Annotated in this window: 19 protein-coding genes; 4 read left to right on the plus strand and 15 right to left on the minus strand. The window is 70.9% G+C overall.

Annotated elements, in window-relative coordinates:
• Positions 1-254: 254 nt before the first annotated feature.
• From QOZ89_RS03040 to QOZ89_RS03055, 4 genes are all read left to right on the plus strand, one after another.
• Complete coding sequence (locus tag QOZ89_RS03040) at positions 255-2,141, plus strand: 2-oxoacid:acceptor oxidoreductase subunit alpha (protein ID WP_312622911.1); 1,887 nt, start codon at positions 255-257, stop codon at positions 2,139-2,141.
• A complete protein-coding gene (locus QOZ89_RS03045; RefSeq protein ID WP_071050787.1) occupies positions 2,138-3,211 on the plus strand; it encodes a 2-oxoacid:ferredoxin oxidoreductase subunit beta in 1,074 nt (357 codons plus the stop codon). Before QOZ89_RS03040 ends, QOZ89_RS03045 begins: the two co-directional genes overlap by 4 nt.
• A gap of 315 nt (positions 3,212-3,526) precedes the next feature.
• Positions 3,527-5,350, plus strand: a complete 1,824-nt coding sequence (locus QOZ89_RS03050; RefSeq protein WP_312622912.1) for a hypothetical protein — start codon at positions 3,527-3,529, stop codon at positions 5,348-5,350.
• Positions 5,351-5,632: 282 nt separating this feature from the next.
• Positions 5,633-7,228: a hypothetical protein gene (locus QOZ89_RS03055; RefSeq protein ID WP_312622913.1), complete on the plus strand. Its 1,596-nt coding sequence runs from the start codon at positions 5,633-5,635 to the stop codon at positions 7,226-7,228.
• Between the two features lie 324 nt (positions 7,229-7,552).
• Here the strand turns inward: QOZ89_RS03055 and QOZ89_RS03060 are convergent, their stop codons facing one another.
• The 15 genes from QOZ89_RS03060 to QOZ89_RS03130 form a co-directional block, all read right to left on the minus strand.
• Complete coding sequence (locus tag QOZ89_RS03060; protein ID WP_071050790.1) at positions 7,553-8,554, minus strand: polyprenyl synthetase family protein; 1,002 nt, start codon at positions 8,552-8,554, stop codon at positions 7,553-7,555.
• Positions 8,555-8,694: 140 nt separating this feature from the next.
• Positions 8,695-10,281: an NADH-quinone oxidoreductase subunit NuoN gene (gene nuoN / locus QOZ89_RS03065; protein ID WP_071050791.1), complete on the minus strand. Its 1,587-nt coding sequence runs from the start codon at positions 10,279-10,281 to the stop codon at positions 8,695-8,697.
• The gene (locus QOZ89_RS03070; RefSeq protein ID WP_071050792.1) at positions 10,278-11,840 is read right to left on the minus strand and encodes an NADH-quinone oxidoreductase subunit M; all 1,563 of its coding nucleotides are present in this window, start codon (positions 11,838-11,840) and stop codon (positions 10,278-10,280) included. The genes nuoN and QOZ89_RS03070 overlap by 4 nt, the downstream gene beginning before the upstream one ends.
• Before the next feature lies 1 nt (position 11,841).
• Complete coding sequence (nuoL, locus tag QOZ89_RS03075) at positions 11,842-13,815, minus strand: NADH-quinone oxidoreductase subunit L (protein WP_071050793.1); 1,974 nt, start codon at positions 13,813-13,815, stop codon at positions 11,842-11,844.
• 219 nt (positions 13,816-14,034) lie between these two features.
• Positions 14,035-14,334, minus strand: a complete 300-nt coding sequence (gene nuoK, locus QOZ89_RS03080) for an NADH-quinone oxidoreductase subunit NuoK (RefSeq protein ID WP_007514768.1) — start codon at positions 14,332-14,334, stop codon at positions 14,035-14,037.
• A complete protein-coding gene (locus QOZ89_RS03085; protein WP_071050794.1) occupies positions 14,331-15,215 on the minus strand; it encodes an NADH-quinone oxidoreductase subunit J in 885 nt (294 codons plus the stop codon). Before QOZ89_RS03085 ends, nuoK begins: the two co-directional genes overlap by 4 nt.
• Positions 15,215-15,772 (minus strand): NADH-quinone oxidoreductase subunit NuoI, encoded by a 558-nt coding sequence (nuoI, locus tag QOZ89_RS03090; RefSeq protein ID WP_071050795.1) that lies wholly within the window; start codon positions 15,770-15,772, stop codon positions 15,215-15,217. The genes QOZ89_RS03085 and nuoI overlap by 1 nt, the downstream gene beginning before the upstream one ends.
• A 3-nt stretch (positions 15,773-15,775) precedes the next feature.
• Positions 15,776-17,098, minus strand: coding sequence for an NADH-quinone oxidoreductase subunit NuoH (gene nuoH, locus QOZ89_RS03095; RefSeq protein WP_071050796.1), 1,323 nt, complete (start codon positions 17,096-17,098; stop codon positions 15,776-15,778).
• Entirely contained in the window at positions 17,095-19,653 is a 2,559-nt protein-coding gene (locus tag QOZ89_RS03100; protein ID WP_071050799.1) for an NADH-quinone oxidoreductase subunit G, read from the minus strand. Before QOZ89_RS03100 ends, nuoH begins: the two co-directional genes overlap by 4 nt.
• Before the next feature lie 36 nt (positions 19,654-19,689).
• Positions 19,690-21,006: an NADH-quinone oxidoreductase subunit NuoF gene (nuoF, locus tag QOZ89_RS03105; RefSeq protein ID WP_071050843.1), complete on the minus strand. Its 1,317-nt coding sequence runs from the start codon at positions 21,004-21,006 to the stop codon at positions 19,690-19,692.
• A 2-nt stretch (positions 21,007-21,008) separates the two neighbouring features.
• Positions 21,009-21,833, minus strand: coding sequence for an NADH-quinone oxidoreductase subunit NuoE (gene nuoE, locus QOZ89_RS03110; RefSeq protein WP_071050800.1), 825 nt, complete (start codon positions 21,831-21,833; stop codon positions 21,009-21,011).
• Positions 21,833-23,191 carry an NADH-quinone oxidoreductase subunit D gene (locus QOZ89_RS03115; protein ID WP_071050801.1) on the minus strand — a complete coding sequence of 453 codons (1,359 nt, stop codon included), beginning with the start codon at positions 23,189-23,191 and terminating at the stop codon, positions 21,833-21,835. Before QOZ89_RS03115 ends, nuoE begins: the two co-directional genes overlap by 1 nt.
• A gap of 112 nt (positions 23,192-23,303) precedes the next feature.
• On the minus strand, positions 23,304-23,984 hold the full coding sequence (locus tag QOZ89_RS03120) for an NADH-quinone oxidoreductase subunit C (protein WP_071050803.1): 681 nt from the start codon (positions 23,982-23,984) through the stop codon (positions 23,304-23,306).
• Entirely contained in the window at positions 23,984-24,817 is an 834-nt protein-coding gene (locus QOZ89_RS47125; RefSeq protein WP_071050805.1) for a NuoB/complex I 20 kDa subunit family protein, read from the minus strand. Before QOZ89_RS47125 ends, QOZ89_RS03120 begins: the two co-directional genes overlap by 1 nt.
• Entirely contained in the window at positions 24,808-25,170 is a 363-nt protein-coding gene (locus QOZ89_RS03130; RefSeq protein ID WP_007519871.1) for an NADH-quinone oxidoreductase subunit A, read from the minus strand. The genes QOZ89_RS47125 and QOZ89_RS03130 overlap by 10 nt, the downstream gene beginning before the upstream one ends.
• Between the last annotated feature and the right edge of the window lie 9 nt (positions 25,171-25,179).

The following is a 25,179-nucleotide window of genomic DNA, read 5'->3' on the forward strand; positions in this document are numbered from 1 at the left end:
GTGCGCAATTTCGCCGGTAGGGATGCCAGCTTGGCCAACCCGGGTACCAGCCCGGACGCCGCTACCACCCGGCAACCCGCAAGCAACACGACAGACAGAGATGCCTCCAACACGGAGCGTGATAGGACTACGGACGAGCTGGTGCCACCCCGACCTGCTGGACGGCTCGCCCCCCGGCGGCACAGGCGCCGCTATGCGCGCGCCCAAATAGGCCGACAGGTAGGCTGGACCGGTACCTGAGGAGGTTACTGAAGGTGTCTGAGCAGGTCCGCGAGCAGGCCCGGGAGCGGGAGACCCGCCGGCTCGACCGGGTCGTCGTGCGGTTCGCCGGCGACTCCGGCGATGGCATGCAGCTCACCGGCGAGCAGTTCACGAGCGAGACGGCGACATTCGGAAACGACCTGTCGACGCTCCCGGACTTTCCCGCCGAGATCCGCGCCCCAGCGGGTAGCCCGGCCGGTGTGTCCGGTTTCCAGCTGCATTTCTCCGACCACGACATCCTGACGCCCGGCGACGCGCCGGATGTCCTGGTGGCGATGAACCCGGCCGCTTTGAAGGCCTATTTGAAGGACCTCCCACCGGGTGCCGACCTCATTGTGAACACCGACGCCTTCACAGGTGGAAACCTGAAGAAGGCGGGCTACACGGCAGACCCGCTGACCGACGGCACGGTGGACAAGTTCCGCGTCCACAAGGTCCCGCTGACCTCGATGACCATCAACGCGGTGAACGCCGCCGACGGCGTCGCCGGCGCGGTGAACAAGAAGGAAGCCGAGCGGGCGAAGAACATGTTCGCCCTCGGCCTGATGAGCTGGCTGTACCACCGGCCGACCACGGGCACCGAGGAGTTCCTCCGGCAGAAGTTCGCGAAGCGCCCGGAGATCGCCGAGGCGAACGTCGCGGCCTTCCGCGCGGGCTTCAACTACGGCGAGACGACCGAGTCCTTCTCGGTTACCTACGAGGTCGCGCCGGCCCGGATGAAGGCGGGCACCTACCGCCGCATCTCCGGCAACCTGGCCCTGTCCTACGGCCTGGTCGCGGCCGGCGAGCTCACCGGCCTGCCGGTGTTCCTCGGCAGCTACCCGATCACCCCGGCGTCCGACATCCTGCACGAGCTCTCGAAGCACAAGCAGTTCGGCGTCCGCACCTTCCAGGCGGAGGACGAGATCGCCGGCATCGGCGCGGCGCTCGGCGCCTCGTTCGGCGGCTCGCTCGGCGTGACCACCACGTCCGGCCCGGGTGTGGCGCTCAAGAGCGAGACGATCGGTCTCGCCGTCAGCCTCGAACTCCCGCTGGTGATCGTCGACATCCAGCGCGGCGGCCCCTCGACGGGTCTGCCGACCAAGACCGAGCAGTCCGACCTGATGCAGGCGATGTTCGGCCGCAACGGCGAGGCCCCTGTGCCGATCATCGCCCCGCGGTCGCCGTCGGACTGCTTCGACGCCGCGATCGAGGCCGCCCGGATCGCGACCAAGTACCGCACCCCGGTGTTCATCCTTTCCGACGGCTACCTGGCCAACGGCTCCGAGCCGTGGCTGCTGCCGACCCGGGACCAGCTGCCGGAGATCCCGATCCAGCTCACGACCGAGCCGAACCACGACGGCGACTTCTGGCCGTATCTGCGTGACCCGCAGACGCTGGCCCGCCCGTGGGCGGTCCCGGGCACCAAGGGCTTGGAGCACCGGATCGGCGGCTTGGAGAAGGCGGACGGCTCGGGCACGATCTCCTACGACGCGAACAACCACGACCAGATGGTCCGGCTCCGCCAGGCGAAGATCGACGGCATCGCCGCCGACATCCCGCCGCTGGAGGTCGACGACGCGTCCGGCTCGGCCCGCGTGCTCGTACTCGGCTGGGGCTCGACGTACGGCCCGATCGCCGCGGCAGTCCGCCGGGTGCGGGCCAAGGGCCTGCAGGTGGCCCAGGCGCACCTGCGCCACCTCAACCCGTTCCCCGCCAACACCGGCGAGGTGCTGCGGTCCTACGACCGGGTGCTGGTGCCTGAGATGAACCTCGGTCAGCTGCGCACCCTGGTCCGGGCCGAGTTCCTGGTCGACGCGATCGGCTACAACCAGGTCCGAGGCCTCCCGTTCAAGGCGGCGGAGCTCGCGGGCGTTCTGGAGGATGTGATCAACCAGTGACCGTCACCACCAACGGCAAGGTCGGCGGTGGCCGGGTAACCAACCGGCTGCTCGACCTGGTCCCGGCTGCCCCGGGCCCGCAGAGCCGCAAGGACTTCGCCTCGGACCAGGAGGTCCGCTGGTGCCCTGGCTGCGGTGACTACGCCATCCTCTCGACCGTGCAGGGCTTCCTGCCGGAGCTGGGGGTCGCCCGCGAGAACATCGTCTTCATCTCGGGCATCGGGTGCTCGTCGCGCTTCCCGTACTACCTGCAGACCTACGGCATGCACTCGATCCACGGCCGCGCGCCGGCGATCGCGACAGGCCTCGCCACCTCGCGGCCCGACCTGTCGGTGTGGGTCATCACCGGCGACGGCGACTCGCTGTCGATCGGCGGGAACCACCTGCTGCACGCGCTGCGCCGGAACGTGAACATCAAGATCCTGATGTTCAACAACCGGATCTACGGCCTGACCAAGGGCCAGTACTCCCCGACCTCCGAGATCGGGAAGATCACGAAGTCGACCCCGCACGGCTCGCTGGACCGGCCGTACAACCCGACGTCGCTGACGCTCGGCGCGGAGGCGACCTTCGTCGCCCGCTCCGTCGACTCGGACCGCCAGCACCTCACCTCGGTGCTGCGGGCCGCCGCGGAGCACCCCGGCGCCGCCTTCGTGGAGATCTTCCAGAACTGCAACATCTTCAACGACGGCGCCTTCGACACCATGAAGGACCGGGACACCCGCGACGACGTGACGCTGCGCCTGCAACACGGCCAGCCGCTCGCCTTCGGGGCCGACGGGAGCAAGGCGATCCGCCGGGGTGCCGACGGGAGCCTGGAGGTCGGCGCCGCCGGTGACGCCGGGGTGCTCGTCCACGACGCGCACGCCGTCGACCCGAGCCAGCAGTTCGCCCTGTCCCGGCTGACCGGTGACACCCACGGTGTCACCCCGATCGGCGTCTTCCGCGACGTCGACGTGCCCAGCTACGACGAGGAGCTCAACGCCCAGATCGATCGGGCCAAGCAGCGCCAGGGCGATGGCAACCTGATGTCCCTGGTCGCGGGCAAGGAGACCTGGACGATCTCCTGATCCCGGGCTGACCGAGGTCGACTTCGTCGGCCTCGGTCAATGGGCAGCGATCTCCCGATGGCCGGGGCGGCACACCAGCCGCCCCGGCCATCGCCGTTACGGACGGCCATGGCACCAGATCTCGCGGAGCGTCCCCCGCGACGTCGCGCCGAGTTCTACCGTCTCGTCCGGCAACGGTCAGGCCACGAACTCTGTACGCAACTCACCCGCCGCGGGAGAGTCGCGGGTATCCGGTGGAACTATGGTCAGTGACAGGTCCGTTCCATTCGCGAACGGCGGCACGACCGGCCCAGGGACGCGGAGGCGCTACCGGCAATGGATGGCAACCCGGCCCGGTCTGGCGGCGAAGCCGACGGCTTGGGCACAGCCGCCGGCCCGGACAGCGCCGCGTCCGTCCCGGACGACGTCTCCCCGTGGCCGCGGACCGGTGAGTTCACGTTCTCGTACCAGCCCCCGCCCACCGACTTCGGCGGCGGCTTCCTCGCCAGCGAGACGAGCGCCATCCCGCTGGGCCCGCTGTATATGCAGACGCCGTACCGCGACCCGGCCGACGACGTCGCGCCCCCGCCGCCGCCCGCCTACCAGGGGCAGGCGCACAGCCAGATAGGCCACCCGCCACCGCCGTATCCGGAGGCGCCCACCGGCGACGCCGCCCGTTACGAGCCGGTGCCCTCGCCATGGCTCGAGCAGCCCGCGCCCTGGCCGCCGGCGCCCCCGGAGCAGCCAGGCTGGCCGCCGTACGGCGACGCCGGGACGTATCCCGCTCCCGGCCAGGCCTCGGTGCCCGCCGGCACCTCCGCCGACTACGGCATCCCTCCGCCGGCGCCATATGGCCAGTGGGGATACGAGCAGCCTGACCAGGGGGCGGCGTCACCCGATCCGGGAAGTTGGTTCGCTCCCGCCGACACCGGCGCGATCCCGATCGGCCCGCCCCACGAGCCAGCGCCGCCGCACACGTCGTACCAGCACCCGACCGGCACGTTCGCCGGGCCACCCACCCAGCCGCTCGGGCCCTACCAGGACCAGTTCGCGCCGGGCACCTACGGGCAGAGCGCGTATGAGCAGAGCGCGTATGGGCAGAGCCCGCCCTACACCGGCCAGCCGGACCCGGACCAGCCTCATCAGGTCGCCGGCTACCAGCTCGAGTTCTACGCCTACCAGCGAACGATCTACCAGCAGCCGCCTGGAGGTACGGGAGGGACACCGTTCCCGGCCGCGGCGGATCCCGCGACGCAGACCGGCGCGTTTCCGATCTACTACGCGCCGCCGCCGACCGACCTCGGCGGCGGTGGGTTCGCGGCGACGGACACCAGTGCCATCCCGATCATGCCGGCGGCGCCCGTCTGGTCCGACGGCCTGTCGCCGGCTCCCACGGCGCCTGACCTGACACAGCCTGACCTGACACAGCCTGACCTGGCCTCGCCTGGCGCGCCGTGGCCCTATCCGGCGTGGCCAGCGGAGGCGGGCGACCCGTGGCCAGCGACGGCGGCCACGGCTCCGGAGGTTACGGCGGCCTTCCCGGCGGGCGCCTGGACGGACAGCTCACCGCCCTACGGTCCGGCGGGCGGCGACTCGCCGGCCGACGGTTCGGTGGGGGATCCGCCGGCGAGTGGGACGGCGGCGGACCAGCCGGCGGCGTCGAACAGCGAACCGGCCAACGGGCCCGCCGTCAGGTCGGCCAGACCCGGTGGGCGGCGAGCCCGGCGCCGTCGCCGTCGGGCCGTGCTGCTCGTGGTCTGCTGCCTTGTGGCCGCCGCGATCGCGGGCACCGTCTCGCTGCGGCTGGTCGCGACCGGCGACGATCAGGGCGACAAGGACACGCTGGCGGCCGGTACGCCGGCTCCCGGCGCCGCGCAGCCGCGCGCGACGAGGACCTACCCCTTCCCGGTGATCCCCCTGACCCAACGCGGCGCCGCCAGCGCGCCGAGCCCGTCGGCGGTCGGGACCCTGCCGCCGGGTGGCGCCTTCGGCCAGGCCGTTGGCTCTCCCGTCTTCCCGCTGTCCGTGGGCGCGACGCCCAGCGTGGGGAAGCCACCCGCTCCGGCGGAGGGGGCGGCTCCGACGGCGACCGTGACACCGGCGGCGCGCGGCAACTTCCCGCCGGCCCCGCCGGCTCCGTTCCCGGTCCCGGGAGCCTGACATCCGCCCACCGCTCATTGGGTGTCGGTTGGGCGTCCGGATGGTCGCCGATGGCGATACCCCGGTGCGCGAACGTGACTGATGTCCGATACTGTGTGGGTGCGCGTGGGGGTGCGTGCGGTGTCGCCCGGGGGGGTCCACACCGAACCAAAGCCGGAGGCTCCGTGCATCGCCGTAACAGGCACAGTCGTGACTGGCACAGGCACTACTTCCGTCACCACGGGTACGAGGTCGGGTGCCCGTTGGTGCTCGTCGGCGCTCTGACGCCCACTGGGGCGCGACGTGGTTAGCTACGTGGCCGGCCAGCAGGGCTGGACCGGTACCCAGGATGCCCCGCGGGCTGAAGAACCCTCGGGGTGGCCGTATGCCCGCGGTCGCGCCCTCGCTCCTCAGCCGGCCTTCGCCGCGCCGCTTCCGGCACGCCCACCGGTGTTGCCGCCCGGCGAGCTCGACACGGTGACCGGTCCGATCTCCCTCAGCACCTCCGCGCGCCGGGACCGCGCCGCCGAGCGGCAGGGCGGTAGCTACGGGTACGGATACGAGGGCTACCCGAGCCACACGGACTCCGCCGGCCCCGGCCACTTCGACTATTCGCGCGGCCACGGCTACGCGGAGGGCTACGAATACCCGGACGGTGACGGCGGTGACGCCGTCGGCGGCCCGTACGCATACGCGGACGACACCGACTACACCGACGACGCCGACTACACGGTCCTCGAGGACGAGCCGTTGTACGGCGTGCCGGTCGTCCCGGTGGGCACGACGTTCATCGCCGCCACTCCCGCCGCCTTCTCGTCACGGGGCATCGACGACACCGGTGGCCTCCCCAGCGGAGTCGGCCGTGAGGCGCGTTCCACCGGCAGGCGGGGCTCGCCGAGCGGTGGCGGTGCCCGGGCGAGAGGCGAGAAGCCCGAAGGAGGGCAGCGGTCGCCGGGAGCGCACCGAGCGCCCATCGGGCGGCCTGGCAGCGCCAGGGCGAAGCTCGCCATCGCGAGCACGGCCTCGCTCGCCGGCCTTTCGGCGCTCGTCGGCAGCGCGGTGCTCGCCACGGACACCGGCCCGCTGATCATTCCAGCAGGGCCCGGAGGCGGAACGTCGACGGGCCAGTTCCCGTCCGTCCAGTCCACGGGCTCCGACGCGGACACGTCCGCGGCGAGCGCCTCGTCGCCGATCACGCCGGGTCTCACTCCCCAGGTACCCGTGGTGCCCATGGTGCCCAACCAGTCCGACTCCGGCGGGCAGCAGCCATCGGACACCGGTGGCGGCTACGTCGACGCCGCGGGCGCGTACGACCCGCTGGTCGACTCCTACGACCCGACGCACGACCCCACCGTCGACGGCTCGGCGGACTCGCCGTACCCGACGGACGGCCTCAGCAGCAGCGAGATTCCGGTCATTCCGCTCACCCCGCGGGACGGGTCCGCCACCGACCCGACGACTGGTGCCCCAGCCGCGGCGACGGACCAGCCGGCGACGGGCAGCTCGGTGTTCAACTGGTTCGGGATCGGCGGCGTCCCGGCCACCGACACCCCCACCCCGAGCCCATCGCCCACGGACTCGCCGGAGCAGGGCGAGGCGACTCCCCCGCCGGACGCCACGGCCGACCCAGGCACCGACCCAACCGCGACGGCGCCGAATGCTGCGCCGCCGAACGACGCGGGACAGCCTCAGGGGACGGACCAGGACCCCGTGGCCAGCCAGCAGGCCGCGGCGGCCGACCCGACCTCGACCGGCTCAGGGACTCCTTCCGACACGACCGCCTCGACGTCCGCGCCCGCGGATCCGATCACGGTGACAGACCCCGACCCCGCCCCCGAGCCCGACCCGCTCGAGGACGCCGACTGGTTCACCAAGGCGACGATCGGCTGGCATTCCTAACCAAAGCCTGATAGGCCGAAGAAGACCGGCCCCGCCCCCGAAGCGCGCTCTCCGGGTGCGGGGCCGCTTCGCGTCCACCGCCGGCCAGTCGCCGCCACCCGGCCGCAAGCGCAACCCAGCCCCAGCACGCGACAGCGCCTTAAAGCGCAGCGCCAACGCGACCACGGCCTCAGCCCGGCACCACACCAATCACGGCCATACGCCTGTACCCGGCACCACGCAGGGAGGGCGCCCTAGGCGCCCGACAGGCGGCCGGCGCGTCCCGGACCTCCCAGATCGGCTACGCAAGCTCCGCCGATCCGGCAGGAACCCCGGCCCGGCGCCCTAGCCCGTGCGGGCGACGACGAAGTCGGCCAAGCTCTCCAGGGCGGTCTTGGCGGAGCCCTCCGGGAGCGGAGCCAGGCAGTCGCGGGCGCTTGACGCCCAGGAGTTCAGTTGAGCCCGGGCCTCGTCCATACCGGGGTGGGAGCGCAGGATCTCGATCGCCTCACCGAGCGCCGCGTCGGAGGCGAAGCCCTCGGCCAGCAGCTCGCGCAGCCGGTCCGCGCCCGCGTCCTGGCCGCGCAGGGCGTACAGCATCGGCAGCGTGCGGACGCCGGCCCGCAGATCGGTGCCGGGGGTCTTGCCGGAGGCGGCGCTCTCTGAGGCGACGTCGATGATGTCGTCTGAGAGCTGGAAGCCGACGCCGATGCGCTCCCCGAAGGTGGCGAGGATGTCGGCCGTCACAGGGTCGGCGCCGGCCATCATCGCGCCGAGGCGGCCGGATGCGGCGATCAGCGACGCGGTCTTGCCGGTGACGACCCGAAGATAGTGCTCGACGGGGTCGTCGTCCGGCATCGGCCCGACGGTCTCGCGGATCTGGCCCTCGCACAGCGTCGCGATCGTCTGCGCGAGGATCCTGGTCGCCTCGGGGCCGAGGTCGGCGGTGATCTCCGAGGCCCGCGCGAACAGGTAGTCCCCGACGAGGATCGCCACCGTGTTCGTCCACCGGGCGTTGGCGGACGCGGCCCCGCGTCGGAGCGGGGCCTCGTCCATCACGTCGTCGTGGTACAGGGTCGACAGGTGGGTCAGCTCGATGGCGGCCGCGGCCTGGATCACCTCCGGCGCGGCCGGGTCGGCGAAGTGCGCCGCGAGCAGCACCACCATCGGACGGAAGCGCTTCCCGCCCGCGTCGGTGAGATGCCGCGATGCCTCCGTGACGAACGTGAACTCACTGCGGACCGCCTCGCGCAGGAGTCGCTCGACGTCCGTGAGGCCCGCTCGCACGGCGGATTCGAGATCAGGGTCTGCCCTGATCCCCATGGTGTCCAGCCCGGTTCTGCTCATACCGCCATTTGTGATCCTGGGGGGTATCGGCCGCCGGGCGTGCGAAGAAGGATCATTTTCGCACGCCCTTTGGCCCTCTCACGGAGGAGTACGGCCGCCGGGCGTGCGAGGAGGATCATTTTCGCACGCCCTTTGGCCCTCTAGCGTACGAAGCCTGAGGCCGCCGCGTGACTGGCGAGGTCCAACAAAGGCTGTGGAGCTACACCGAGAAGCAGGGTGACGAGCGCGCCGACGCCCACGGTGGCGTAGGTGAGGCTCGGCCGGGTGACCACGACCGGGCCATCGGCGGGCGGGTCGGAGAAGAACATCAGCACGATCACGCGCACGTAGAAGAACGCGGCGATCGCGCTGCACACCAGCGCGATGACGACCAGCGGGGTGGCGTCGCCCTCGATGGCCGACTGGAACACCGCGAACTTGCCGGTGAAGCCGCTGGTGAGCGGGATGCCGGCGAGCGCGAGTAGCAGGAAGGCGAAGATGCCCGCGAGCCACGGCGAGGTACGTCCGAGGCCCTGCCACTGGGACAGGTCGCTGGCCTCGCCGTCGCCGGTGCGCACCAGGGAGACGACGGCGAACGCGGCGATCGTCGTGAAGCCGTAGGTCACCAGGTAGAACATCGAGCCGGACAGGCCGTCGGTGTTCGCGGCCGCCAGGCCGACGAGCAGGAAGCCGGCGTGCGCGATGGCCGAGTAGGCCAGCATCCGCTTGATGTCGCGCTGGGTCAGGGCCAGCACGGCACCGATGGCCATGGTGAGGATCGCGACACCCCAGATGACCGGCCGCCAGTCCCACCGCAGGCCGCCGAAGGCGACGTAGAAGACCCGCAGCAGGCCGCCGAAGGCGGCGACCTTGGTGGCCGCGGCCATGAAGGCGGTGACCGGCGTCGGCGAGCCCTGGTAGACGTCCGGCGTCCAGGAGTGGAACGGCGCCGCGCCGATCTTGAAGAAGAAACCGACGGCGAGCAGGCCCATCCCGAGGTAGAGGTAGGTGTCGTTCGCGCTCGCGCTGCCGGCCGCGTCCGCGATGGCGCCGAGGCGCACGGTGCCGGCGTAGCCGTAGATCATCGCCAGGCCGTAGAGGAAGAACGCCGACGAGAACGCGCCGAGCAGGAAGTACTTCATCGCCGCCTCCTGCGAGAGGAGCCGCCGGCGGCGGGCGAGCCCGGCCAGCAGGTAGAGCGGCAGCGAGAGGATCTCCAGCGCGACGAACATCACCAGCAGGTTGTTCGACGCGACGAACATCAGCATTCCGGAGACCGAGAAGGCCAGCAGCGGGTAGGCCTCGGTCTGGACCTCCTTGGAGGTCTGCATCGCGGTCGACCCCGCCGCGCCGGGCGTGACGGACGCGGAGGCGACGATGGCGCCGCCCGAGGAATCCAGCCGACGCTCGGCGACCAGCAGCACCGCGAACAGGCCGAACAGCAGGATCGTGCCTTCGAGGAACAGCGTCGGGCCGTCGATGGCGAGCGCGCCGGACACCAGCGTGGCGCGGCGGGAGTGCAGCAGCACGACGGCGATGAACGCCGCGGCGAAGCCGGCGAAGGCGAGCACCGGCTGAATCCGCCGGCGGGCCTCGGACGCCGCGAACGCCTCGACCAGGATGCCGGCGAACGCGAGCCCGAGCACGATCAGCAGCGGGCTGATCGAGGAGTACTCGACGTGCGGCGTCTGGATGGGCGCGACGGTCGTCGCCGACGACGCGGCGAGGACGACGGGAGCGGCGCTCACGAGTGGCCTCCGGTGGTGGTCACACCGGCTACCGGGACACTCGGTGCCGGGTCATGGTGCCCGACATCGGTGAACGTGGCCGTGACCGTCGGGCGGATGATGTCGATCAGAGGCTTCGGGTAGACACCGAGCGCGACGATGAGCGCGACCACCGGGGCGACCACGAGCTTCTCCCGCAGCGACAGGTCGGCGACGAGCTTGTTCTCCTCGTGGACCACCGGCCCGGTCATCGTCCGCTTGTACAGATGCAGCACGTAGATGGCGGCCAGCACGATGCCGCAGGTCGCGACGATCGCCAGCGCCTTGTACTCGGTGAACGTGCCGACCAGGACGAGGAACTCCGACACGAAGCTGTTCAGGCCGGGCAGCGCCAGCGACGAGAGCCCGGCGATGAGGAACACGCCCGCGAGCACCGGGGTGACCTTCGCCATGCCGCCGTAGGCGTCGACGTCCCGGCTGCCGCGGCGGGCGACCAGGAAGCCGACCACCAGGAACAGCAGGCCGGTGGAGAGGCCGTGGTTGACCATGTACAGCACCGCGCCGGTGCCGGCCTGCGAGGTGAAGGCGAAGCAGCCGAGCGCGATGAAGCCGAAGTGGGCGAGCGAGGTGTACGAGACCAGCCGCTTCATGTCACGTTGCCCGATCGCGAGCAGCGCGCCGTAGAAGATGCCGATCACCGCGAGGGCGAGCACCAGCGGGGCGAAGTAGTCGGCCGCGTCCGGGAACAGCGGGATGCAGTAGCGGAGCAGGCCGAAGGTGCCGACCTTGTCGAGCACGCCGACGAGCAGCACCGCGCCGCCGGTGGGCGACTGGGCGCCGGCGTCCGGCAGCCAGGTGTGGAACGGGAACAGCGGTGCCTTGATGGCGAACGCGATGAAGAAGCCGAGGAACAGCCACTTCTGCGTGTCCTCGTCGATGTGCATCTGGCGCAGCGCGGCGAAGTCGAACGTGCCATGGCCGAGCTGGTGCACCGAGACCACGTAGAGGCCGATGACCGCCGCGAGCATCAGCAGACCGCCGAACAGGCTGTAGAGCAGGAACTTGACCGCCGCGTACGAGCGCTGCGTCTGCTCCTTCGGCGCCCCGTAGCTCCCGATGAGGAAGTACATCGGGATGAGCATCGCCTCGAAGAAGACGTAGAACAGGAACACGTCGGTGGCGGCGAAGACGCCGACCATGCCGGCCTGCAGCGCGAGCAGCAGCGAGAAGAACGCCCCGACGCCGCGCTTGCCCTCCTCGGCCTCGTGCCAGGACGCCAGCACAACCACCGGCATCAGGACCGAGGCCAACAGGATCAGCACGATCGAGATGCCGTCCGCGCCGACCGAGTAGGACACGCCGAACTGCTTGATCCAGTCGTACCGCTGGGCGAACTGGAAGCCGGGCTTGTCGGGCTCGTAGGCGATGGTGGCGAGAACCGCGAGCACCAGCTCGACGAGCGTGAGAACCAGGGTGACCTGCTTGGCCAGCGTGCTCGCACGCTTGGGCAGCAGCGCGACCAGGATCGCGCCCGCGACCGGGATGACCAGCAGGATCGTCAGCCAGGGAACGGTATGCACGTCAGCCCGCCCTCACCAACAGCAGGGCACCGACCACGAGGATCGTGCCTCCCAACATCGATAGAGCGTAGGTGCGGACGTAGCCGGTCTGGGTGCGCCGCAGCCGGCCGGACAGGCCACCGATGGTCGCCGCGGTCCCGCCGACCAGGCCATCAATGATGATCTTGTCGAACCAGACCAGGAAGCGGACCAGGTAGTTGCCCGGGATCATGAACGCGGCCTCGTTGAAGGTGTTCGCGTACAGATCGTGGCGGGCGGCGACGGTCAGCGGGCTGACCGCGGCGTCGGGCTTGGCCACCGCGTCCACCGGGCGCAGCTGGTAGCGCAGGACGGCGCCGGCCAGGCCGCCGGCGCTGACGACCAGGGTGAGCAGCGTGAGCACCGTCGGCGAGAGCACGTGGTCGGCCTCGCCGTGCTCGCCGACGACCGGGGCGAGCCAGTCCTGCAGGGTGCCGCCGACGACGAACAGCGCTCCGGCGGCCACCGAGCCGATGGCCAGCAGGATCATCGGGCCGGTCATCGTCGTGGGCGACTCGTGGGGGTGCTTGGCGTCCGCACCCTCGTGCGACCAGCGCGCCTTGCCGTGGAAGGTCATCAGGAACAGCCGCGTCATGTAGAAGGCGGTGATCCCGGCACCGAGCAGCGCGACGATCCCGAGGATGTAGCCGGACGTCCCGCCCTTGTCGAAGGCCGTTTCGATGATCTTGTCCTTGGTGAAGAACCCGGAGAACGGCGGGCAGCCGATGATGGCCAGGTAGCCGAGCCCGAACGTCACCCAGGTGACCTTCATGTACTTCCACAGGCCGCCGTACCTGCGCATGTCCTGCTCGTCGTCCATCGCGTGGATGACCGAGCCGGAGCCGAGGAACAGGCCCGCCTTGAAGAAGCCGTGCGCGAGCAGGTGTGCGATGCCCAGGGCGTAGCCCGCCGGCCCGAGCCCGACGGCGAGGAACATGTAGCCGATCTGGCTCACCGTCGAGTAGGCGAGCACCTTCTTGATGTCGTCGTAGGCGCAGCCGATCACGCACCCGATGAGGATGGTGACGGCGCCGATGATGACGACGACCGTGCGGGCGGCCTGGGTCTCGTTGAAGACCGGGGCGGACCGGGCGATCAGGTAGACGCCGGCGGTGACCATCGTCGCCGCGTGGATGAGCGCGGAGATCGGGGTCGGGCCCTCCATGGCGTCCGGGAGCCAGGCCTGCAGCGGGAACTGGCCGGACTTGCCGCAGGCGCCGAGCAGGAGCAGCAGCGCGATCGCGGTGATGGTGCCGTGGCCGATGGCGCCGCCGGCGGCCGCGGTGAAGACGTGGTCGTAGTTCGTCGAGCCGAGCGTGCCGAACATGAACATGATGGCGATCGCGAGGCCCACGTCGCCGACCCGGTTCATGTAGAAGGCCTTGTTCGCCGCGGTGGCCGCCGCCGGCTTGTACTCCCAGAACTTGATGAGCAGGAAGCTCGAGAGGCCGACGAGCTCCCAGCCGGCGTAGAGCGCCAGGAAGTTGTTCCCCAGCACCAGCAGCAGCATGGAGGCGAGGAACAGGTTCATGTAGGCGAAGAACTTCCGCCGGCCGGGGTCGTGCGCCATGTAGCCGATCGAGTAGATGTGGATCAACGTGCCCACACCGGTGATCAGCAGGACGAAGACGACCGAGAGCTGGTCGACGAGCAGTCCGGCGTCGACCTGGAAGCCGTTTACCGGGATCCAGGAGAACAGGTGCTGCGAGACGGCACGGTCGGAGCCGTCCCTGCCGACCAGGGTGAAGAAGATGACCAGACCGACGACAAAGCTCGCGAGTGCCGCCACCGTGCCGACGACGTGGCCGAACTTGTCGGTGCGCTTACCGCCGAGCAGCAGCACCGCGGCGCCGGCCAGCGGCAGCGCGATGAGCAGCCACGACAGCGAGAACGCACCGCTGGCCGCGGCGTAGTGGACGGCGCCCCCCTCGGCGCCCGCAGCAACCGCCGGCGTCATCGCGGACCGGTCCCGAGGTGCGACGGCGTCGCGCCGTCGAGGACTTCCAGCTTCACTGCAGTTCGTCCGTTCTTCGCTTAGCCGGCAGCGCGCGCGCATGTCGCGCGGGGCCGCGTCGGCCTCGTCCGGATCACTTGTGGGCTTTGGCCCTTAGCCGCCCTGGGGACAACGGCCGCCGGGCGCGCGAAAGAAGATCATTTTCGCACACCCTTTGGCCCTTCAGTACTTGAGGAGGTTCACGTCGTCGACCGACGCCGACCTGCGCGTTCGGAAGATCGTCAGAATGATCGCGAGCCCGATCACGACCTCGGCGGCGGCCACCACCATCACGAAGAACGCGATGACCTGGCCCTCGAGGTTGCCCTGTATCCGGGAGAAGGTGACCAGCGACAGGTTCACCGCGTTGAGCATCAGCTCGACGCACATGAACACGACGATCGCGTTGCGCCTGACCAGCACCCCAACCGCGCCGATCGCGAACAGCAGCCCGGACAGCACCAGGTAGTTCCCCGGGTTCACAGCCCGCTCCCCTTCCCGGCGCCGACCGGCGCCGCGCCACCAGCCGCGCCCGGCCCCGTGGCGGGCACCGGGCCGGACGGGGCTTTGCCGTCGCCCGCGTCGCCCGCGCCGGCATCGTCGCCGCGGCCACCGGCCGCGCCACCACCGGGCCCCAGCTCGGACGGCGCGCCGCCGACCAGGCCGTTCGAGCCGCCGGGCAGCGCCGGCCGCTGGTCGGCCGAGTCGGCCCGCGCGTACACGCCGGGGCCGGGCACCGGGGTGAGCACGGCGCCGCTCTCGATCCGCCTGCGCAGGGTCTCCCGCTGCGACGGCTTCGGCCCGGTCCGCTCACGATGGGTGAGGATCATCGCGCCCACGGCCGCGATGACCAGCAGCGCGGACACCGCCTCAAAGGCGAACACATAGTCGGTGAACAACAGCCGGGCGATCGCGTGGATGTTGCCGCCGCCGGCCTTGTTCACGTCCGCGACGCCGGCCGCGGGCTGCCCCTTGATGACCTTCCCGAGCGGGAAGACGAGCAGGCCCGCGAAGCCGAGGCCGAGCACGGTCGCCGCCAGCCTCTGCCCGCGCAACGTCTCGACGAGGGACTCGGTGGAGTCGACGCCGATCAGCATCAGCACGAACAGGAAGAGCACCATGATCGCGCCCGTGTAGACCACGATCTGCACGAAGCCGAGGAACGGCGCATCCTGCAGCAGATAGCAGACCGCCACGCAGAACAGGTTGGCGACCAGCAGCAGCGCGCCGTGCACGGCGTTCTTGGCGAGCACCATGCCGAGGGCGCCGAGCACCGCGATCGGAGCGATGATCCAGAAGGTCAGCGCCTCGCCACCCGAGGTACTGGTGATCGGCGCCGCCGCGGCGAGAAGGTGCGGGTCCATCAGTGCTCCGAACCGGACCCGCCGTCGCGCGCCAGCTCCTGGAAGGCGGGCAACGGTGTGTTCGGGTCCCAGCGGTAGTAGTCGGTCTCGCTGTCACCGAGGTACATCGGGTGGGGCGCTTCCTGCATCCCCTCCCGCAGCGGCGCGAGCAGCTGCTCCTTGGTGAAGATCAGGTCGTTGCGGCTGTCGTCGGCGAGCTCGTACTCGTTCGTCATGGTCAGCGCCCTGGTGGGGCACGCCTCGATGCACAGACCGCACATAATGCAGCGCAGGTAGTTGATCTGGTAGACCTTGCCATACCGCTCACCGGGCGAGTAGCGCTCCTCGTCGGTGTTGTCGGCACCCTCGACGTAGATCGCGTCCGCCGGGCAGGCCCAGGCGCACAGCTCGCAGCCGACGCACTTCTCCAGCCCGTCCGGGTGCCGGTTGAGCTGGTGACGGCCGTGGAAGCGCGGCGCCGTCTCCTTCTTCTGCTCCGGGTACGACTCCGTGACCGGCTTGCGGAACATGTTGCCGAAGGTGAGGCCGAAGCCCTTGAAAAAATCGAAGGAGCCCATGGTTCAGCTCTCCTGACGCTGGCGTGGGCCAGCCGGCATGACGATGGGTGAAGCGGCGGGGGTCGCGGCGCCCGTCTCGGCGGGCGGGGGCCACGGGATGCGCTCGAGGCTCGGCGGCCCGACGTCGTCCTCGTCGTCCTCGTCGATCTCGCCTCGCCGCCCGCCGAACGCGAACTCGGCGACGACGAACAGGCCGAGGATGACAGCGACGGCTATCAGCCAGGGACGCAGGCCCGAGGTGTTGTTGTCCCGCATGGTCCGCAGCGCCGCGATGAACAGCACCCAGACCAGGCCGACCGGGATGAGGATCTTCCAGCCGAAGCTCATGAACTGGTCGTAGCGCAGCCGGGGCAGCGTGCCGCGCAGCCAGACGAAGAAGAACATCACGAGCAGCAGCTTGACGATGAACCAGATCAGCGGGACCCAGCCGTGGTCGAGCCCCGACAGCCCCGGAATGGGCGGGGGCTGCCAGCCGCCGAGGAACAGCGTCGTCATGACCGCCGAGACGGTGACCAGGTTGACGTACTCGGCGAGGTAGAAGAACGCGAACTTGATCGAGCTGTACTCGGTGAGGAAGCCACCGACCAGCTCGCCCTCGGCCTCGGGAAGGTCGAACGGCGTCCGGTTCGTCTCGCCGACCATCGAGATCATGTAGATCACGAACGACGGGAACAGCCCGATGTACCACCAGTCGTGCTGGCTCTCGACGATGCCCGAGGTCGACAGCGTCCCGGAGTACATGAACACGGCGACGAACGCCAGGCCCATCGCGATCTCGTAGGAGATGATCTGCGCGGCCGAGCGCAGCGACCCGAGCAGCGGGTACGTCGACCCACTGGACCAGCCGGACAGGATCAGCCCGTACACCCCGAGCGACGCCGCCGACAGCAGGTAGAGCACGCCGACCGGCAGGTCGGCGAGCTGCAGCACGGTGTGGTGACCGAAGATCGAGACCTCGGGCCCGAACGGGATGACCGCGAACGCGATCAGTGCCGGGATGACCGACACCAGCGGCGCGAGGAGGAACACCGGCCGGTCGGCCAGCGCCGGGATGATGTCCTCCTTCAGCATCAGCTTGACGCCGTCGAAGAGGCTCTGCAGCCAGCCTTTCGGCCCGTGCCGGTTCGGGCCGAGCCGCACCTGCATGCGGGCGACGACCTTGCGCTCGAACACGATGCCGAACAACGTCATGATCATGAGGAAGGCGAAGACCGCCACACCCTTGATCAGGATCAGCCAGAAGGGGTCCGAGCCGAACCTGGTCAGGTCGGGGTCGGCGCCGGTGCTGCCCGCGGCGAGCAGCACGGTGGTTACAGAGTCGCTCATGCTGCCCCTCCAGCGGTGACGGGGCCTCCGGCAGTGATAGTGCTCCTGGTCGTGGCCGCCGCCGGCACCGCGGGCGCCGGCACCGTCCCCGGCGCCTGGGCGGCCGCGATCTTCACGATCCCGCCGGTGGACCCGGCCAGCGCCCGGCGGACGTGCGAGCCGGGCGAGTGGGTCGGCACCCAGACCACCCGGTCGGGCATGTCGGCGATCTCCACCGGGAGCGTCACCGATCCCCGTTCGGTGCTGACGGTCAGCAGGCCACCGTCGGCCACGCCCGCCTCCGCGGCGGTCGCCGCCGACAGCAGCGCCGCGGCCGGGCGGGCGGTACCGGCGAGGTAGGGCTCGCCGGCCTGCAGCGCGCCGTCGTCGATGAGCTGGTGCCAGCTCGCGAGCACGGCCGTACCGACGGGCGGGGTGACCGGCGCCACGGCCGAGGAGGCGGGCGCGGGCACCCGTGCGACCTCGGCGCCGGCCCGGCCGAGCGCGGCGAGCTCGCGGGCGGCGGCGCCGACGTCCGCGACGCCGAGGTCGATGCCCATCTTCGCGGCCAGCAGGTGCAGCACCCGCAGGTCCGGCAGCGCCTGGGTCTCCAGCGCCCGCTGGAACGGGCGCAGCCGCCCCTCCCAGTCGACGAACGAGCCGGCCTTCTCCGCGGCCGGGGCGACCGGGAACACCACGTCGGCCACCTGGGTGATCGCCGAGCGGCGGATCTCCAGCGAGACCAGGAACGGCACGGTCGCGAGCGTCTCCAGCGCCGCCGCCGGGTCCGGCAGGTCCTCGACGTCGACGCCGGCGACGACCAGGGCGTCGAGCCCGGCGTTCTCGAGTGCCGCGGCGGCGAGGATCTCGGCGGTGCTCCGGCCGGGCGCGCCGGGAACCGGCGTCCCCCAGACGGCCTCGGCCTCGGCGCGCGCCGCCGGGTCGGCGACCGGGCGGCCGCCGGGCAGCAGCGACGGGAAGGCACCGGCGGCGAGCGCGCCGCGCTCGCCCGCCCGGCGCGGCACCCAGCCGAGCCGGGCACCGGTCGCCTCGGCCAGGCGCAGCGCCGCGGTCAGCGTGCCCGGCGCCTCGACGGCCCGCTCGCCGACCAGGATCACCGCGCCGGGGGCCCGGAGCGCCTCGGAGACGCTCGCCGCGAGCTCGCCGTCCGGACCGGGCCGCCCGCCGGCGAGGCCGGCGAGCAGGTCGGCCTCGCCGCCCGGCACCACCGGCAGCAGGGTGCCGGCGAGCTTGCCGAGCGCGCGGGTCGCGACCGGGCCGACGGCGTAGACGGCCGTACGACGCTTCTGGACCGCCTTGCGCAGCCGCAGGAAGACGATCGGCGACTCCTCCTCCGGCTCGAAGGCGACGAGCAGGACGGTGGGAGCGGCCTCCAGGTCGGCGTAGCTCACGCCGATGCCGGTGCCGGCGACCGCGTGCCCGAGGAACGCCTCCTCCTCGGCCGAGTGCGGCCGGGCCCGGAAGTCGATGTCGTTGGTGCGCAGCGCCAGCCGGGCGAACTTCGCGTAGGCGTAGGCGTCCTCCCGCGTGAGCCGGCCGCCGGCCAGCACCCCGACGCCGTAGCGGTCGCGGGTCTCGGCGAGACCCCGCGCGGCGTACTCGAGCGCCTCGGTCCAGCTCGCCTCGACCAGTTCGCCGGTCTCGCCATCCCGGATGAGCGGGGTGGTGAGCCGGTCGGCCTGGCGGGCGTAGGTGAACGCGAACCGGCCCTTGTCGCAGTTCCACTCCTCGTTCACCGCGCCGTCGTCGCCGGCGAGGCGGCGCATCACCGTGCCGCGCCGGTGGTCGGTGCGCAGCGAGCAGCCCGACGCGCAGTGCTCGCACGCCGTCGGCGTGGAGACCAGGTCGAACGGGCGGGAGCGGAACCGGTAGGCGGCGCTGGTGAGCGCGCCGACCGGGCAGATCTGCACCGTGTTGCCGGAGAAGTAGGACGAGAACGGCTCGTCGCCCGCGACGCCGACCTGCTCGGCGGCGCCCCGCTCGAACAGCTCGATGAACGGGTCGCCGGCGATCTGCGCGGAGAACCGGGTGCAGCGCGCGCAGAGCACGCAGCGCTCACGGTCGAGCAGGATCTCCGAGGAGATGGCGAGCGGCTTCGGGTAGGTCCGCTTCTCCTCCTTGAACCGCGACTCGCTGCCGCCGTTGGCCATCGCCTGGTTCTGCAGCGGGCACTCGCCGCCCTTGTCGCAGACCGGGCAGTCCAGCGGGTGGTTGAGCAGCAGGAACTCCATCGTCCCGGCCTGCGCCTTGCTGGCGACCGGGGAGGTCAGCTGCGTCTTCACCACCATGTCGGCGGCGACGGTCGTCGTGCAGGAGGCGACCGGCTTGCGCTGGCCCTCCACCTCGACGATGCACTGCCGGCAGGCACCCACCGGGTCGAGCAGCGGGTGGTCGCAGAACCGCGGGACCTCGATGCCCAGCAGCTCGGCCGCCCGGATGATCAGCGTGCCCTTGGGGACGCTGACCGGCAGCCCGTCGATGGTCAGCGTGACGTGGTCGGGTGGCGGGGCGGGAGGCCCGCCCGGTCCGGCCGCGGCGTCCGCGGTGACAGTCATATTCCGACCGCTTCCATGATCAGTGACGATCCCATGTCAGTGCGCTCCCGCCAGGGCGGCAGGCCCGGTGGCGACGCCATTGCTGGAGCCCTGCGCCTGGTCCGCCGGCCGTGGCTGGGCCGCCGCGGCGAACTCCTCCGGGAAGTGCTTGATGCCGGAGACGATCGGCGAGACCGCGCCGTCGGCGAGCGCGCAGAACGCCCGGCCGAAGATGTTGTCGCAGGCGTCGGTCAGGGTGTTGATGTCGCTCGGGTCGCCCTGGCCGCGCTCCATCCGGGACAGGATCTGCACCATCCAGGTGGTGCCCTCGCGGCACGGCGTGCACTTGCCGCAGGACTCGTGCGCGTAGAACTGGGTGAGCCGGCGGACGACCTTGAGCATGTCCACCGTGTCATCCATGATCATGAGCGCGGCGGTGCCCAGCAGCGAGCCGGCGGCCATCACGCCGTCGAAGTCCAGCGGGACGTCGAGGTGCTCGGCGGTCAGCATCGGGGTCGACGAGCCGCCGGGCGTCCAGGCCTTGAGCGCCCGGCCGCCGCGCACCCCGCCGGCCATCTCCAGCAGCTCGCGCAGCGTGGTGCCCATCGGCGCCTCGTACTGGCCGGGCCGGGTGACGTGGCCCGACAGGCTATAGATCTTGGGGCCGGGCGACTTCTCGGTGCCCATCGAGCGGAACCACTCGACGCCGTTGTTGACGATGAACGGCACCGAGGCGATCGTCTCGACGTTGTTGACCACCGTTGGCGAGTTGTAGAGGCCATGCGTCGCCGGGAACGGCGGGCGCAGCCGCGGCTGGCCGCGCCGGCCCTCGAGCGAGTCGAGCAGGGCCGTCTCCTCGCCGCAGATGTACGCGCCGGCACCGGAGTGGATCACCAGGTCGAGGTCGAAGCCGCTGCCCAGGATGTCCTTGCCGAGGTAGCCGGCCCGGTACGCCTCGGCGGTGGCGTTGCGCAGCCTCCGGGCGGCGTGCACCAGCTCGCCGCGGACGTAGACGAAAGCCCGGTTGGCACGCACCGCGTACGAGGCGACGATGATCCCCTCGATCAGCGAGTGCGGGTCGATCATCATCAGCGGGGCGTCCTTGCAGGTGCCCGGCTCGCCCTCGTCGGCGTTGATGACCAGGTAGTGCGGCTTGCCGTCGCCCTGTGGGATGAAGCTCCACTTCATCCCGGTCGGGAAGCCGGCGCCGCCGCGGCCGCGCAGACCGGAGTCCTTGACCATCTTGATGATGTCGTCCGGGCCCTTGGCGAACGCGGTGCGCACCGAGTCGTAGCCGCCGTGGCGCTCGAACGTGTCGAGCGTCCAGATGCCGGGGACCTTCCAGCGCGCGGTGAGAACCGGGGTGACGGGCATCGTCACGCCCCCTTTGACTTCGTAGCGGCAGGAGCGGCCGGTGTCGTCGTCGGAGCGCCGGCGGCCGGGGTGGCCCCGGACCGGGCGCCGTCCGCGGGCACCCTGTCCGGCGGCACGTCCTCGACCGGCACGTCCTCGACCGGCACGGCGCCGGCCGGACCGGCCGCGGACGAGCCGGCGACCTCGCCGCGCCAGCCGGCCTGCTCCGCGAGGGTGAGGCCGGCCACCGAGGGCTCCAGGAAGCCGGGGCCGGCGATGCCCTCGGGCCGCGGGTCCTCGAAGCCGGCAAGCTGGCGGGAGACCTCGGCGAACGTGCACAGCGGACCGCCACGGGTGGGCAGGGGGCGCTCGCCACGCTGGAGGGCCTCGACGAGGCCCTCGGCCGCGCCCTCGTCGACACCGTCGTAGAACTCGTAGTTGACGGTCATCACCGGGGCGTAGTCGCACGCGGCGAGGCATTCCGCGTGCTCAAGGGTGATCGAGCCGTCGGGCGTCGTCTGGTCGTGCCCGACGCCGAGCTTCTTCGAGATCCGGTCGTAGACCTCCTGGCCGCCCATCAGCGCGCAGGACAGGTTCGTGCAGACCGAGACCAGCCAGTCCCCGACCGGGCGGCGCTTGTACATCGTGTAGAAGGTCGCGACCGCGCTGACCTCGGCCGCGGTGATCCCGATCTCGCGCGCGCAGAGGTCGACCCCCTCGGCCGTGACGCAGCCCTCCGCGGCCTGGACCAGGTGCAGCATCGGCAGCAGCGCCGAGCGCTCCCGTCCCACGGGATAGCGGGCGATGATCTCCCGGGCGGCGGCCCGGGTCTCGTCCGTGAGTGGCATCAGCGATCAACTCCCCCGAGCACCGGGTCGACCGAGGCGACCGCGACGATCACGTCGCCGATCTGTCCGCCCTCGGTCATCGCGGGCACCGCCTGCAGGTTGACGAAGCTTGGGTCGCGCACGTGCACGCGGAACGGCTTGGTCCCACCGTCGCTGACGACGTGCACGCCGAGCTCGCCGCGCGGGCCCTCGACGGCCGTGTAGACCTGGCCCGGCGGCACCCGGAAGCCCTCGGTGACCAGCTTGAAGTGGTGGATCAGGGCCTCCATCGAGGTGCCCATGATCTTGCGGATGTGGTCGAGCGAGTTGCCCATGCCGTCGGAGCCGATAGACAGCTGCGCCGGCCAGGCGATCTTCTTGTCCGCGACCATGACCGGGCCGGGACCAAGCCTCGAGAGCTTGTCCAGGCACTGCTCGACGATCTTCAGGGACTCGCCCATCTCCTCCAGTCGCACCAGGTAGCGCGCGAAGGAGTCGGCCTCGGTCGCCGTCGGCACGTCGAACTCGTACGTCTCGTAGCCGCAGTACGGCATGGTCTTGCGCAGGTCCCAGGGCAGGCCGGCGGACCGCAGGATCGGGCCGGTGATGCCGAGGGCCAGGCAGGACGACGCGTCGAGGTAGTTGACGTCGATCAGCCGGTTCTTCCAGATCGGCTGGCCGGTCAGCAGCCGGTGGTACTCCTTGATCCGCTTCGGCATGTCGACGAGGAACTCGCGGATCGCGCGCTCGGCGCCGTCCGGGAGGTCCTGGGCGAGCCCACCGGGGCGGATGTAGGCGTGGTTCATCCGCAGGCCGGTGATCATCTCGAGCAGGTCGAGAATCTTCTCGCGCTCGCGGAAACCGACGATCATCGCCGTGGTCGCGCCGAGCTCCATACCGGAGGTGGCGAGGCCCACGAGATGAGAGGAGATCCGCTGCAGCTCCATCACCAGGACGCGGATGACGGTCGCCCGCTCCGGGATCTGGTCGGTGACGCCGAGCAGCCGCTCCACGGACAGGCAGTAGGCCGTCTCGGTGAACAGCGGGGAGAGGTAGTCCGCCCTGGTCAGGAAGGTGACCGCCTGCGTCCAGGTGCGGAACTCGCAGCTCTTCTCGATGCCGGTGTGCAGGTAGCCGATGACCAGCCTGGTCTGGCGGACCGTCTCGCCCTCGATGTCGAGGACCAGCCGCAGGACGCCGTGCGTCGACGGGTGCTGCGGTCCCATGTTGATGACGATCTGCTCGGCGCCCTCCTCACCGGCGCCGAGCACCTGCTCCCAGTCCCCGCCGGTGACGGTGTAGACCCGGTTCGCGCCGCCCTCGGTGAAGCCGGCCTCGTAGGGGGCCGCCCCGGGCGGAGTATGCGTGTCGGCGGTCATGACACACCTTCGATCGTGGCCAGGGGGGCCGGGAGAACGGTCTTCAACACGTCTCCAGACGCCCCTGATGACATCGCGAACCTGCTGGTCAGGCATCGCTTCAGGTCGTTGTTCACGAGTAGCTCCGACGCTTCTCGGGTGGGGGCACCTGGGCGCCCTTGTATTCCACCGGGATACCGCCGAGCGGATAGTCCTTGCGTTGCGGGTGGCCCACCCAGTCGTCCGGCATCATGATCCGGGTCAGCGCGTGGTGGCCCTCGAAGATGATCCCGAAGAAGTCGTAGGTCTCCCGCTCGTGCCAGTCCGCCGTCGGCCACAGCGAGGTGAGGCTCGGCATCACCGGGTCCTCGACGGTCACGGACACCTCCACCCGGATCCGGCGCCGGTGGGTCAGCGACGCCAGGTGGACCACGGAGTGCAGCCGCCGCCCGGTCGGATCGTCCGGGTAGTCCGCGCCGGACTGCGAGGACAGCAGCTCGAAGCGCAGCGCCGGGTCGTCGCGCAGGGTGCGACCGACGGCGAGCAGGTACTCGCGGCGCACGTAAAGCGTCAGCTCGCCGCGGTCGAACACAACCCGCTCGATCGCCTCGTCGAGGCCGGGGAACGCCCGCTCCAGCGCGTCGTAGACCTTGTCCGCGTCGTCGTCGCCGAACGGCCGCTCGCTGGATCCCAGCACCGGCGCCGGGGCGACGAGGCCGCCGAAGCCGGAGGTGTCGCCCGTACCCTTCGCGCCGAACGCGTCCTGCCGGCGACCGCCCGCGGCCGCCGATCCGTTCGGTACCAGTTCGCTCATCAGCCCAGGTCCTCGGTGGTCGGTCCGCCGTCCCGCCCGTGTACGTCGTCGGTCGGCTCGGCGTCGAACAACTCGTCGAGCCTGCCGGTGGTCGACGGCTGCCCGACGACCGGAAGCTGCTTGCGCCGGCCGAAGACCGACGGCGGGACGACCGCGGCCGGCTTGCGCGCGTCGAGCGCCGCGGGCTCGACGGCACCACGGCCGGCCGGCAGCGGGGCGTCGGCGGGCATCCTGAAGCGCTTGCGGTCGTTGACCGACAGCGTCCGGGTGTCGAGGCTGCCCGCCGGCAGCGCCGACTGGGCGGTCGCGACCTCGATGGGCTTCGGGTAGGGCGACTCGCCGATCTCGGTGCGGTCCAGCTTGCCGGACACCGGGCCGGTCTGGATCTTCCGGTGCAGCTTCATGATCGCGTCCATCAGCATCTCCGGACGCGGCGGGCAGCCGGGCAGGTACATGTCGACCGGGACGATGTGGTCGACGCCCTGCACGATCGCGTAGTTGTTGAACATGCCGCCGCTGGAGGCACAGACGCCCATGGCCAGCACCCACTTGGGCTCGGCCATCTGGTCGTAGATCTGGCGCAGCACGGGGGCCATCTTCTGGCTGACCCGGCCGGCGACGATCATCAGGTCGGCCTGGCGGGGGCTCGCCCGGAAGACCTCCATGCCGAAGCGGGCAAGGTCGTACCGCGCCGCGCCGGTACCCATCATCTCGATGGCGCAGCAGGCGAGGCCGAACGTCACCGGCCACAGCGACGACTTGCGACCCAGTCCCGCGAGCTTCTCGACGCTGGCGAGAAGCACGCCTCCGGGCAGCTTCTCCTCTAGTCCCATTCCAGGCCTCCCCGCCGCCAGACGTACGCGTAGGCGACGAACACCGTTGCCACGAACAGCACCATCTCGACCAGGCCGAACACGCCGAGCCCGCCGAAGGCCACCGCCCACGGGTACAGGAAGATGATCTCGATGTCGAACACGATGAAGAGCATCGCGATGAGATAGAACTTCACCGGGAAACGGCGCGGGCCGGCCTCCTGCGGTGCCGGCTCGATACCGCACTCATAGGCGTCGAGCTTGGCCCGGTTGAACCGCTTCGGCCCGACCAACATGCTGATCACGATCGACCCGGCCGCGAACGCCGTGGCGATCGCGATCAGGACGAGGATCGGCACGTAGTTGGAGAGCATGCCGAGCTC

The organism is Pseudofrankia coriaricola, assembly GCF_032027725.1.
Lineage (GTDB): Bacteria > Actinomycetota > Actinomycetes > Frankiales > Frankiaceae > Pseudofrankia.